A 12,610-nucleotide genomic window follows, 5' to 3' on the forward strand; every position below is an offset into this window, starting at 1 on the left:
AGTGCCACCCCGCACCCTGGAGGAGAGCCATCGTGCCTCGTACCGTCAGGGACGTCGTCTTCGTCGACGGCGTCCGCACCCCGTTCGGCAAGGCGGGCCCGAAGGGCATCTACCACGAGACCCGTGCCGACGACCTCGTCGTGAAGGCGATCCGGGAGCTGCTGCGCCGCAACCCCGGCCTGGACCCGAAGAAGATCGACGAGGTCGCCATCGCCGCGACCACCCAGATCGGTGACCAGGGCCTGACGCTCGGCCGCACCGCCGGCATCCTCGCGGGCCTGCCGCAGTCCGTGCCCGGCTACTCCATCGACCGCATGTGCGCGGGCGCGCTGACCGCCGTCACCTCGGTCGCCGGCTCCGTCGCGTTCGGCGCGTACGACGTCGCCGTCGCGGGCGGTGTCGAACACATGGGCCGCCACCCGATGGGCGAGGGCGTCGACCCGAACCCGCGGTTCGTCTCCGAGAAGCTGGTCGACGAGTCCGCCCTGTTCATGGGCATGACCGCGGAGAACCTGCACGACCGGTACCCGGGGATCACCAAGCTGCGCGCCGACGAGTACGCGGTGCGCTCCCAGGAGAAGGCCGCCAAGGCGTACGCCAACGGCAAAATCCAGGCCGACCTGGTGCCGGTCTCGGTGCGCCGTACCAGCCCCGAGGCCGGTGAGACGGGCTGGGGCCTGGTCACCGCCGACGAGCCGATGCGTCCGGGCACCACGCTGGAGAACCTCTCCGGTCTGAAGACCCCGTTCCGTGTGCACGGCCGGGTCACCGCGGGCAACGCGGCCGGTCTGAACGACGGCGCCACCGCCTCACTCATCGCGTCCGAGGACTTCGCGCGCGAGAACGACCTCCCCGTCAAGATGCGCCTGGTCGCCTACTCCTTCGCGGGCGTCGAGCCCGAGGTCATGGGATACGGCCCCATCCCGGCCACCGAGAAGGCACTCGCCCAGGCGGGACTGTCGATCTCCGACATCGGCCTCTTCGAGATCAACGAGGCCTTCGCCGTCCAGGTCCTGGCCTTCCTGGAGCACTACGGCATCGCCGACGACGACGAGCGCGTCAACCAGTACGGCGGCGCCATCGCCTTCGGCCACCCGCTCGCCTCCTCCGGCGTCCGCCTGATGACGCAGCTGGCCCGCCAGTTCGAGGAGCAGCCGCACGTCCGCTACGGCCTGACCACCATGTGCGTCGGCTTCGGCATGGGCGCGACGGTCATCTGGGAGAACCCGCACTTCGACGGAGGCACCAAGTGAGCACCACCACTGAACTCCTCAAGGGCGCGGCCGAGCTGTTCCCCGACGAGGTCGTCACGCAGGCGCACGTACGCCACTTCGACCTCCCCCTGGGCGCCGGGCGCTTCGCCCTGATCACCCTGGACAACGGCCACGACCACACCAAGCCGACCACCTTCGGCCCGCAGTCGCTCGCGAACCTGGACACCGCGATCGACCAGGTCGAAAAGGAGGCCGCGGCCGGCGACATCGTCGGGGCCGGCATCACCGGCAAGCCGTTCATCTTCGCCGTCGGCGCCGACCTCAAGGGCGTCGAACTGCTCGGGAAGCACAAGGACGCCCTCGCCATCGGCAAGGGCGGCCACGACGTCTTCAAGCGCCTCGCGGGCCTCGCGGTGCCGACGTTCGCCTACTACAACGGCGCGGCCATGGGCGGCGGCGTCGAGGTCGGCCTGCACTGCACCTACCGCACGGTGTCCGCGGCCGTCCCGGCGTTCTCGCTGCCCGAGGTCTTCCTCGGTCTGGTCCCCGGCTGGGGCGGCTGCACACTCCTGCCCAACCTGATCGGCGCCGAGAACGCCGTCAAGGTCGTCATCGAGAACAGCCTCAACCAGAACAGGCAGCTCAAGGGCACGCAGGTCCACGAGCTCGGCATCGCCGACGCGATCTTCGAGGGCGCGGACTTCCTGGAGCAGTCGCTGATCTGGACGGCGTCCGTCCTCAAGGGCGACCTCGTCGTCGAGCGCCCGGTGATCGACCGCGGCGAGGGCTGGGACCAGGCCGTCGCCAAGGGCCGTTCCCTCGCCGACTCCAAGGTGCACGGCGCGGCCCCGGCCGCCTACCGTGCCCTGGACATCATCGCCGCCGCCAAGAACGGCGACCTCCAGCAGGGGTACGACGCCGAGGACAAGGCGCTCGCCGACCTGATCATGGGCGGTGAGCTGCGCGCCGGCATCTACGCGTTCAACCTGGTGCAGAAGCGCGGCAAGCGCCCGGCCGGCGCGCCCGACAAGTCGCTCGCCCGCCCGGTCACCAAGGTGGGCGTGGTCGGCGCCGGCCTGATGGCCTCGCAGCTCGCCCTGCTCTTCCTGCGCCGTCTGGAGGTGCCGGTCGTGCTGACCGACATCGACCAGGACCGCATCGACAAGGGTGTGGGGTACGTCCACGCCGAGATCGACAAGCTGCTCGGCAAGGGCCGGGTCAACCAGGACAAGGCCAACCGCCTCAAGGCGCTGGTGACGGGCGTCCTGGACAAGGCCGACGGCTTCACGGACGCCGACTTCGTCATCGAGGCGGTGTTCGAGGAGATGGGCGTCAAGCAGCAGGTGTTCGCGGAGGTCGAGGCGGTCGCCCCGGCGCACGCGATCCTCGCCACCAACACCTCGTCGCTGTCCGTGTCGGAGATGGCGTCGAAGCTGAAGAACCCCGAGCGGGTCGTCGGCTTCCACTTCTTCAACCCGGTCGCGGTGCTGCCGCTGCTGGAGATCGTCCGCGGTGAGCAGACCGACGACGCGTCCCTGGCCACGGCCTTCGCCGTGGCCAAGAAGCTGAAGAAGACGGCCGTCCTGACGAAGGACGCCCCGGCGTTCGTCGTCAACCGCATCCTCACCCGCTTCATGGGCGAGATCCAGAACGTCATCGACGAGGGCACCCCGGTCGAGACCGCGGAGAAGGCCATCGAGCCGCTCGGTCTGCCGATGTCCCCGCTGGTGCTGCTGGAGCTGGTCGGCCCGGCGATCGGCCTGCACGTCTCCCAGACGCTCAACACGGCGTTCCCGGACCGCTTCACGGTCTCCCCGAACCTCAGGGCGGTCGTCGAGGCGGGCAAGCGCGGCTTCTACGTCTACGACAGCGGGCGGCCCGAGCTGGACCCGGAGGTCGCCGCGCTGCTGAAGCAGGGCGACACGGTCCTCACGGAGGAGCAGGTCCGCGACCGTGTCCTGGACGCGGTGGCGCAGGAGATCGGCCTGATGCTGGACGAGGGTGTCGTCGCCGAGGCGCAGGACATCGACCTGTGCCTGATCACGGGCGCCGGCTGGCCCTTCCACCTGGGCGGCATCACGCCGTACCTGGACCGCGAGGGTGTCTCGGAGCGCGTGACCGGCAGGCGGTTCCTTCAGCAGGGCGTGGCGTCCGTCCCGGCGTGATGCCCGGCCGTGCGTGAGAAGGGCCCCCGCCTCGGCGGGGGCCCTTCGCCTTCCCCACGTTTTCCACCTCGCGGGGCCTCGTCTGCGACCCTGACCGCATGACCGACGAGACCGCCGCCCCCACCGACCCCACGGACCGCCCCGGCCTGCTCCTGATCGTCGACGCGGCGAACGTCGTCGGGTCGGTGCCCGACGGGTGGTGGCGCGACCGGCGCGGGGCCGCCGAGCGGCTGCGCGACCGGCTGGCGGCGGACGGACTGCCCGGGCACGACGGCCCGGTGGACATCGTCCTCGTGGTGGAGGGCGCGGCCCGCGGCGTGGCGTCCGTGCCCGGGGTACGGGTGGAGGACGCGCCCGGCAGCGGGGACGACCACATGGTCGGCCTGGTCGCCGCGGCCGGCGAACGCCCCGTCCTGGTCGTCACCGCGGACCGTGGACTGCGCCGCCGGGTCACCGGGCTGGGCGCGGACGTGACGGGCCCCCGGACCGTACGGCCGTAGAGCGCCCGGCTCCTACGTCGCGTCGCCGCGGGGCTCGGCCGCCCCGTCGGCCGGTGTCTCACCGCGGGCCAGGCGGCTGTGGGTGCGGCTGTAGAGGAAGTACACGACGAAGCCGATCGCCATCCAGATGCCGAAGCGGATCCAGGTCTCGGTGGGCAGGTTCAGCATCAGCCACAGGGAGGCGGCCACCGACAGGACCGGCAGGACCGGCACCCACGGGGTGTGGAAGGAGCGGGGCAGGTCGGGGCGGGTGCGGCGCAGGATGACCACGCTGATCGCGACGACGACGAAGGCGAACAGCGTGCCGATGTTGACCAGCGCGGCAAGTTCGCTGAGCGGGGTGAAGCCCGCGAGGACGGCGATGAGCACGCCCAGCAGGATGGTCGGCCGGTGGGGGGTCCTGAACCGCGGGTGGACGCGGGAGAAGAAACGGGGCAGCAGCCCGTCGCGGCTCATCGCGAAGAACACGCGGGTCTGGCCGAGCAGCAGGATCATGCAGACGGTGGTGAGGCCGACGGCCGCGCCGAAGCTGATGAAGCCCGCGTACCAGGGATGGCCGGTGGCCTTGAAGGCGTCGGCGAGCGGGGCGTCCACGCTCAGTCTGCTGTAGTTCTGCATGCCGGTGACGACGACGGACACGGCGACGTACAGCGCGGTGCAGATGAGCAGGGAGCCGAGGATGCCGCGGGGCATGTCGCGCTGCGGGTTCTTGGTCTCCTCGGCGGCCGTGGCGACGATGTCGAAGCCGATGAAGGCGAAGAAGACGACCGAGGCGGCGGTGAAGATGCCCATCACGCCGAAGTTGGAGGGCGCCCAGCCGAACAGGACCTGGATGAGCGGCGAGTTGAGGCTCTCGCCGGCGGGGACCGGCTTGGACTCCGGGATGAACGGGTGGTAGTTGGCGCCCTCGATGAAGAAGGCGCCGGCGATGATCACGACGAGGACGACCGTCACCTTGACGGCGACGACGATCGAGGTGATCCGCGCGGAGAGTTTCATGCCGACGACGAGGATCGCGGTGAGCACCAGGACCAGGGCGGCGGCGAGGATGTCGAAGCCGAAGCCCTGGGCGCCGTCCCTGCCGCCGAGCGCGGCGGGCATCGTCCAGCCCGCGTTCTCCATCAGGGAGCGGATGTAGCCGGCCCAGCCGACGGCCACCACCGCCGTCCCCAGTGCGAACTCCAGCACCAGGTCCCAGCCGATGGTCCAGGCGGGCAGCTCACCGAGCGAGGCGTAGCTGAAGGTGTAGGCGGATCCGGCGACGGGGACCGTGGAGGCGAACTCGGCGTAGCACAGTGCGGCCAGCGCGCAGACGAGGCCGGCCACGGCGAAGGAGAGGGCCACGGCAGGGCCGGCGTTCTCCTTGGCGACCGCACCGGTGAGGACGAAGATGCCGGTGCCGATGACGACACCGACACCGAAGACGGTCAGATCCAGCGCGGACAAGGACCGCTTCAGCGCGTGCTCCGGTTCCTCGGTGTCGAGGATGGACTGCTCGACCTTCTTCGTCCTGAAGAGATTGCTGCTCACGGGTACCTCACACGCTGGTCGTCCTCGACATGATCGAGAGGGGGCGTGGCACGTATGACCCGGCATGCGCCCCTTCACACGAATGGGCCGGTCACACCACTGTGAAGAGTGGTGCAACCGGCCCAGCGCGACCGTCGTAGCCGTCAGTCGCGGGCCGCCTCCACCTCGGCGGCGGGGCGCTCGTACCGGCCGTCGATCCTCGCGACCAGGCCGGTGACCTGGCGGGCGATGTCGGGTGCGGTGAGGCCGATCTCGGCGAGCACCTCGGCGCGGGAGGCGTGGTCGAGGAAGCGCGGCGGGATGCCGTAGTCGCGCAGCGGCACGTCGACCCCCGCGTCGCGCAGGGCCTGGGCGACGGCCGAGCCGACGCCGCCGGCACGTACGTTGTCCTCGACGGTGACGACGACGCGGTGGCGCTCGGCGAGCGGGGCCATGGCCGCGTCGACGGGCTTGACCCAGCGCGGGTCGACGACGGTGGTGGAGATGCCCTGCCGGTCGAGGAGGGCGGCGACCTCCAGGCACATGGGGGCGAGGGCGCCGACGGAGACCAGCAGCACGTCCGGGGTGTCGGTGCCGGCCTCGCGCAGGACGTCCATGCCGCCGACGCGGCCCACGGCCGGTACGGCGGGGCCGACGGCGCCCTTGGAGAAGCGCACCACGGTCGGCGCGTCGTCCACCGCCACGGCCTCGCGGAGCTGGGCGCGGACCTGGTCGGCGTCGCGCGGCGCGGCGAGCCTGAGGCCGGGCACGACCTGGAGGATCGACATGTCCCACATGCCGTTGTGGGAGGCGCCGTCGGTGCCGGTGACGCCCGCGCGGTCCAGCACGAAGGTGACGCCGCACCGGTGCAGGGCGACGTCCATCAGGACCTGGTCGAAGGCGCGGTTGAGGAAGGTGGCGTAGACGGCGAAGACGGGGTGGACTCCGCCGTGCGCGAGGCCGGCGGCGGAGACCGCGGCGTGCTGCTCGGCGATGCCGACGTCGTAGACCCGGTCGGGGAAGCGCTTGGCGAACTTGTCCAGGCCGACGGGCTGGAGCATGGCCGCGGTGATGGCGACGACGTCCTCGCGCTCCTCGCCGAGCCGGACCATCTCCTCGCCGAAGACGCTCGTCCAGTCGGCGCCGGAGGAGGCGATGGGCAGGCCCGTGTCGGGGTGGATCTTGCCGACGGCGTGGAAGCGGTCGGCCTCGTCGGCCAGGGCGGGCTGGTAGCCGCGGCCCTTCTCGGTGAGGCAGTGCACGATGACGGGGCCGTTGAAGCGCTTGGCACGGGCGAGCGCGGACTCCAGGGCCTCGATGTCGTGGCCGTCGATCGGGCCGACGTACTTCAGGCCCAGGTCCTCGAACAGGCCCTGCGGGGCGATGAAGTCCTTCAGGCCCTTCTTCGCGCCGTGCAGGGTGTCGTAGAGCGGTTTGCCGACGACCGGGGTGCGCTCCAGGAGTTCCTTGGTGCGGGCCAGGAAGCGCTCGTAGCCGTCGGTGGTGCGCAGGGTCGCCAGGTGGTTGGCGAGTCCGCCGATCGTGGGTGCGTAGGAGCGCTCGTTGTCGTTGACGACGATGACGAGCGGGCGGTCCTTGGCGTCGGCGATGTTGTTCAGCGCCTCCCAGGCCATGCCGCCGGTCAGCGCGCCGTCGCCGATGACCGCGACGACGTGGCTGTCGCGCCGCTTGATCCGGTTGGCCTTGGCGATGCCGTCGGCCCAGCCGAGGACGGTGGAGGCGTGGCTGTTCTCGATGACGTCGTGCTCGGACTCGGCCTGCGAGGGGTAGCCGGACAGGCCGCCCTTCATCTTCAGCCTGGAGAAGTCCTGACGCCCGGTGAGCAGCTTGTGCACGTAGGACTGGTGGCCGGTGTCCCACAGGACCTTGTCCCGGGGTGACTCGAAGACCCGGTGCAGGGCGATGGTGAGCTCGACGACGCCGAGGTTGGGTCCGAGGTGGCCGCCCGTCTTGGAGACGGCCTCGACGAGGAAGGTACGGATTTCCCGGGCCAGCTGGTCCAGCTCCTCCGGGCTGAGCGTGTCCAGATCGCGCGGTCCCCTGATGCGGGTCAGCAGCGGCACCCGTGCCTCCTTGCGGTTTGAGCTGTTGAGCATTTGCCGGGCTTGTCGAGTCTAATCTTCCGGCTCGGCGGGCTGCGCCCGGGCGGTGCGTCGTACGTCACGCGAACGCCGGACCTCGGCCGAACGTCAGTTGCCCGGCGCCGAGGAGGCACCGGGCAACTGACGTCCGAGGGGCGCGGGGGACCGCGCGACGGGCCACGACGGGCCCGCTGCCGCAGATCCTCCGCGCCCCCTGCGGCGAGAGGCGGACCCTCAGGCCCGGCCGGCCGTCTTCTGGGTCTTGCGGGTGACCGAGTCGATCACGACGGTGGTCAGCAGCACCGCCGCGGTGATCATGTACTTCACCGGCTCGGCGATGGACTCCAGCTGGAGCCCGTACTGGATGGAGACGATCACCAGCACACCGAGCAGCGCGTTCCACGTGCGGCCCCGGCCGCCGAAGAGGGACGTACCACCGATGACGGCCGCGGCGATCGCGTTCATCAGCAGGTCACCGGTACCGGCGCTCTGGTTGGCCGACGCGATCTTCGAGGCCAGGAACAGACCGCCGATCGCGGAGAAGCCACCGGCGATGGCGAAGACCGAGATGCGGACCGCGGTGACGTTGATACCGGCGCGCCGGGAGGCCTCGACACTGCCGCCGAGGGCGTTGACCTTGCGGCCGAACGCGGTGCGGCGCAGCAGGAAGTCCGTGCCGAACAGGAAACCGAGGAAGATCACCGTGGCCAGCGGCAGGCCCTTGTACTGGTTGTACATGATCGCGCCGGCGAAGGTGACGACCGCCAGCAGCACGGTCCGCAGGACGATGTCGCTGAGCGGCCGGGAGGGGATGCCCACGGACTCCCGGCGGCGGTTGCCGAGGAAGTTGGTGACGAAGAACACCACCACGACCACGGCGGCCAGCCCGTACGCGGCGGCGACGTCGGTGAAGAAGTACGTCGTCAGCTTGCCGATGAAGCCGTCGCTGTCGAGGTTGATCGTGCCGTTCTCGCCGAGGATCTTCAGCATGAAGCCGAGCCAGAACAGCAGGCCGGCCAGGGTCACGGCGAAGGCGGGGGCGCCGAGCACCGCGAAGAAGAAGCCGTGCAGCGCGCCGATGGCCGCGCCGGCGACGATGGCGAGGAGCACCGCGAGCCACTCGGGCATGCCCTGGTTGACGGCGAGGACGGCCGCGATGGCGCTGGCGGCGCCGGAGACCGAGCCGACCGACAGGTCGATCTCACCGAGCAGCAGCACGAACACGATGCCGACCGAGATCATGCCGGTGCCGACCATCGTGACGGTGATGTCGCTGATGTTCTGCGCGGACAGGAACGCGGAGTTGAGGCTCTGGAAGATCACGCAGATCAGGACGAGGCCGACGACGACGGGGAGGGACCCCAGCTCGCCCGCCTTCATCTTGCGCTTGAACTCGCCCCAGTAGCCGGCCAGGCCCTGCTCGCGGACCAGCAGGCGGGGGTCGACGGCGGTGACCGCGGCCGCGGCGGCCTCGGGGTTCACCACGTCGTGCGTGCCCTGCCCGCTGACGGAGGTCTTCTCTGTGCTCACTTGGAAACCTCCCCGTTCGAGCGCGCCGCACGGCGGGTCACGGCGTTGTCGGTGGCGCCGGTGATCGCGGCGATGATGTCCTCCTGGGAGGTCGTCTTGACCTCGAAGACACCGTTGTTGCGGCCCAGGCGCAGCACGGCGACCTTGTCCGCGACCGCCTTGACGTCGGCCATGTTGTGGCTGATGAGGATGACGGCGTGTCCGCGCTCGCGCAGCCGCTCCACGAGGTCGAGGACCTGCGCGGTCTGTTCGACGCCGAGGGCGGCGGTGGGCTCGTCGAGGATGACCAGCTTGGGCTCGCCGAGCATGGAGCGGGCGATGGCCACGACCTGGCGCTGACCGCCGGAGAGCGAGGCGATCGGGATGCGCACGCTGGGGATGCGGATCGAGAGGGTCTGCAGGAGGTCGCGGGCGCGCCGCTCCATCTCGACCTCGTCGAGGATTCCGCGGCGCTGGATCTCACGGCCGAGGAAGAGGTTCCCGACGACGTCGAGGTTGTCGCACAGCGCGAGGTCCTGGTAGACGGTCGCGATGCCCAGCTCCTGGGCGTCGTGCGGCTTGCCGATCTGGACGGCTCTGCCGTCCCACTCGATGGCGCCTTCATCGATGGGGTGCACGCCGGCGATCGTCTTGACCAGCGTGGACTTTCCGGCACCGTTGTCGCCCACCAGGGCGACCACTTCACCGGCATGGACCTCAAGCTCGACGTCGGTGAGCGCCTGGACGGCACCGAATCGCTTGGAGACCCCGCGCAACGCCAGCACGGGCGTAGCGGACACGTGAACCATCTCCTTCGCCGCCTAGACCCGGCGGAAGGTAGTGCAGAGGAATGGGGGGAAGGTGATCCGTCCGGCGCCCCGCCACGAGCTTGCGGGGCTGTCGGTGCGCGGGGCGCCGGAGGAGCCTGGGGTGCGGCCGTCCCGACATGCGGTCGCGGTACGGGAGCCCGGGCAGGCTCCCGTACCCGCGGGGCACGTCGGGGCTGCTACTTGACGCCGAGCTTGTCGCAGGCGGCCTTGTACTTGCCGGTGCAGATCTCGGCGGCGGTGTAGACGCCGTCCTTGATGACGGTGTCGTTGATGTTGTCCTGGGTCAGCGAGGTGACGGGGACGAGCACCGACGGGACGTCCTTGGCGCTGCCGCTGGAGACCTTGTCCTTGGCGACGGAGTCGAGGCTCTCGCCCTTGGCGAGCGCGACGGCCATCGCGGCGGCGGCGTCGGCCTCCGGGGCGTAGGGCTTGTAGACGCTCATGTGCTGGTCGCCGGAGACGATGCGCTGCACACCGGCGAGCTCGGCGTCCTGGCCGGTGACGGGCACCTTGATGCCGGCGGCCTTCAGGGCGGTGATGATGCCGCCCGCCATGCCGTCGTTGGCGGAGTAGACACCGGCGATCCTGCTCTTGCCGAGCGCCGAGATCGCCGCCTCCATGTTGGCGTTGGCGTTGTCCGGCGACCACTCCTTGGTGTCGAACTCCTTGCCGACCTTGACCTTGCCGTCGAGGACCTCGTGGGCGCCCTTCTTGAACTGGGCGGCGTTCGGGTCCGTGACGGAGCCGTTCATCATGACGATCTGGCTGTCCTTGGCCTTGTCGCCCAGGGCGTCGAGCAGTGCCTTGCCCTGGGTGCGGCCGACCTCGACGTTGTCGAAGGAGGTGTAGGCGCTGATCGGGCCCTCGGCGAGGCGGTCGTAGGCGACGACCTTGATGCCGGAGTCCACGGCCTTCTGGACCGAGTTCTTGATGGCCTTGGCGTCGACCGCGTCCAGGATCAGGACGTCCACCTTGTTGGTGATCATGGTGTCGACCTGCTGCGCCTGCAGGTTCGCGTCCTGGCGGGCGTTGTTGTACTGGATCTCGGCCTTGTTGTTCGTGAGCTCCTTGATCTTCTTCTCGATCAAGGGGCGGTCGAACTTCTCGTAGCGGGCGGTCTTGTTCTCCGGCAGGAGCAGTCCGACCTTGATGTCGTCGCCCTTGGCGGCGGAGCCGGAGGACTCGGCCTTGTCGCCGGACTCCTTGGCGCTGCCACAGGCGGCCAGCGAGACGGCCATCGCACCGGCGGCGACGACGACAGCGGCACGACGCATACGCGTGTTCACTTCTACAAACCTCCCTGACGAGGCCGCGACGTTGCGGCCGAGGTGGCTGGAAGTCAACTCGGCCACACATGCGACGTCAAGAAGTAAATCCTTAACGGGTTGGCAACGGTGCCATACGTTCTCTAAGTGAAGGCGGGTGCCGGTGTGGACAGCGGACCATCCAAAAGGGTGGAATCGCCCATCTCGCTCAGTGCGAGAGCGAGCGCCCCGAGCACCTCCGCACGGCCCCCGAGCGCCCCGGGGAGAACGGACAGCTGGCGTGCCGCGCTGGGGATCGCATAGCGGCCGACGGACTCCCGGATGGGACCGAGCACCAGCTCACCGGCCTCCGCGAGATCGCCGCCGAGGACCACCCGGCTCGGGTTCAGCAGGTTGCACAGATTGGCGACCCCGCTGCCGATGTGACGGCCGACGTCGGCGACCACACGGCGGCAGCCCGGGTCGCCGTCCCGTGCCAGCCGGACGACCCCTTCCAGCGTGAGGCCGGTGCCGTGGCTGGAGTGGAGCAGGGGCAGCACGTAGCGCGCGGCCGTGAAGGTCTCCAGGCAGCCCCGGTTGCCGCAGCGGCAGACGGGGCCGGACTCGTCGAGAGTGATGTGTCCGATCTCGCCCGCCGTGCCGCCCGGGCCGCGGTAGATCTTTCCGTCGATCACCAGCCCGGCGCCGACACCGCTGGCGACCTTGATGTACGCCAGGTCGCGCACCCCGCGCCCGCTCCCCCAGACCATCTCGCCGAGGGCGCCGAGGTTCGCGTCGTTGTCCACGTGCACGGGGACGCCGAGCCGCCCCCGCAGCTCCTCGGCGGGTCTGGTGCCGCTCCACCCGGGCAGGATGGCGGTCGACCCGAGGGTGCCGGACTCCACGTCGATCGGGCCGGGCACGCCGAGGCCCACACCGGCGATCTTGGTACGGTCGACGCCGGTCGCCTCGATCAGTCGGCTGACCAGTTGCTCCGCCCGGTCGAAGCCCTGCGCCGAGGAGGCGTCCACGTCCAGCGGCTCGGCCTCCTCGGCCAGTACCTGGTGGGCGAGATTCCCGATCGCGACCCGCAGATGCGTGTGCCCGAAGTCCACACCGATGACGATGCCGGCATCGCCGCTCAGTGAGACGGCACGGGCCCGGCGGCCACCGGCCGAGGTGGGGGTGACCTCGACGGTTCCGCCTTCCTTCAGTTCCCGCACGATGTTGGAGACCGTCGCGGCCGACAGGCCCGTCGTCCTCGCGATCTCCGCCTGGGTGAGCGAGCCGGCCAGCCGTACGGCTCGGACGACCCTCTCCAGGTTGGCTCGGTGCAGCGACGACTGCGACCCCGGAGTCTCCACGACGACCTCCTGCGCACGGGACCGCATCGATGAGGCCCCGTCTATGTCCAACTAGTGAACTCTAAGCTGACCTGTTCGGGTCGCCTACCGTCAAGAGGTTGAACCACATCCGGAACCCGGGCACGCCGCGGCACGCCGTCCCCGCAGCGGGAACGGCGTGCGCACGAGCGGTG

The 12,610-nt window shown here is 70.2% G+C and carries 9 protein-coding genes; 3 read left to right on the forward strand and 6 right to left on the reverse strand.

Features of this window, described 5'->3' with window-relative positions; all coding sequences use genetic code 11:
* Window positions 1-32: 32 nt before the first annotated feature.
* The 3 genes from ABZ354_RS01670 to ABZ354_RS01680 all read left to right on the forward strand — a co-directional run bounded on the left by ABZ354_RS01670 (window position 33) and on the right by ABZ354_RS01680 (window position 3,879).
* The gene (locus ABZ354_RS01670; protein WP_358651792.1) at window positions 33-1,253 is read left to right on the forward strand and encodes an acetyl-CoA C-acyltransferase; all 1,221 of its coding nucleotides are present in this window, start codon (window positions 33-35) and stop codon (window positions 1,251-1,253) included.
* Window positions 1,250-3,379: a 3-hydroxyacyl-CoA dehydrogenase NAD-binding domain-containing protein gene (locus tag ABZ354_RS01675; protein ID WP_358651794.1), complete on the forward strand. Its 2,130-nt coding sequence runs from the start codon at window positions 1,250-1,252 to the stop codon at window positions 3,377-3,379. The genes ABZ354_RS01670 and ABZ354_RS01675 overlap by 4 nt, the downstream gene beginning before the upstream one ends.
* Window positions 3,380-3,477: 98 nt before the next feature.
* On the forward strand, window positions 3,478-3,879 hold the full coding sequence (locus ABZ354_RS01680) for an NTP pyrophosphohydrolase (protein ID WP_358651796.1): 402 nt from the start codon (window positions 3,478-3,480) through the stop codon (window positions 3,877-3,879).
* Window positions 3,880-3,891: 12 nt separating this feature from the next.
* Here the strand turns inward: ABZ354_RS01680 and ABZ354_RS01685 are convergent, their stop codons facing one another.
* From ABZ354_RS01685 to ABZ354_RS01710, 6 genes are all read right to left on the reverse strand, one after another.
* Window positions 3,892-5,409, reverse strand: a complete 1,518-nt coding sequence (locus ABZ354_RS01685) for an amino acid permease (RefSeq protein WP_358651798.1) — start codon at window positions 5,407-5,409, stop codon at window positions 3,892-3,894.
* 143 nt (window positions 5,410-5,552) lie between these two features.
* Window positions 5,553-7,472: a 1-deoxy-D-xylulose-5-phosphate synthase gene (gene dxs / locus ABZ354_RS01690; protein WP_358652225.1), complete on the reverse strand. Its 1,920-nt coding sequence runs from the start codon at window positions 7,470-7,472 to the stop codon at window positions 5,553-5,555.
* Between the two features lie 252 nt (window positions 7,473-7,724).
* Entirely contained in the window at window positions 7,725-9,020 is a 1,296-nt protein-coding gene (locus ABZ354_RS01695) for a sugar ABC transporter permease (protein ID WP_358651800.1), read from the reverse strand.
* Window positions 9,017-9,808 carry an ATP-binding cassette domain-containing protein gene (locus ABZ354_RS01700; protein WP_358651802.1) on the reverse strand — a complete coding sequence of 264 codons (792 nt, stop codon included), beginning with the start codon at window positions 9,806-9,808 and terminating at the stop codon, window positions 9,017-9,019. Before ABZ354_RS01700 ends, ABZ354_RS01695 begins: the two co-directional genes overlap by 4 nt.
* Before the next feature lie 197 nt (window positions 9,809-10,005).
* Entirely contained in the window at window positions 10,006-11,103 is a 1,098-nt protein-coding gene (locus ABZ354_RS01705; RefSeq protein ID WP_358652227.1) for a substrate-binding domain-containing protein, read from the reverse strand.
* A gap of 134 nt (window positions 11,104-11,237) precedes the next feature.
* Window positions 11,238-12,437, reverse strand: coding sequence for an ROK family transcriptional regulator (locus ABZ354_RS01710; protein WP_358651804.1), 1,200 nt, complete (start codon window positions 12,435-12,437; stop codon window positions 11,238-11,240).
* Window positions 12,438-12,610 lie beyond the last annotated feature (173 nt).

The organism is Streptomyces sp. NPDC005925 (genome assembly GCF_040638805.1).
GTDB lineage: Bacteria > Actinomycetota > Actinomycetes > Streptomycetales > Streptomycetaceae > Streptomyces.

What these genes read in the sequence shown, in the direction of transcription:
- ABZ354_RS01680 (WP_358651796.1), top strand. Translation starts at nt 3,478, where the DNA reads ATGACCGACGAGACCGCCGCCCCCACCGACCCCACGGACCGCCCCGGC.
- ABZ354_RS01705 (WP_358652227.1), bottom strand. Translation starts at nt 11,103, where the DNA reads ATGCGTCGTGCCGCTGTCGTCGTCGCCGCCGGTGCGATGGCCGTCTCG.
- ABZ354_RS01700 (WP_358651802.1), bottom strand. Translation starts at nt 9,808, where the DNA reads ATGGTTCACGTGTCCGCTACGCCCGTGCTGGCGTTGCGCGGGGTCTCC.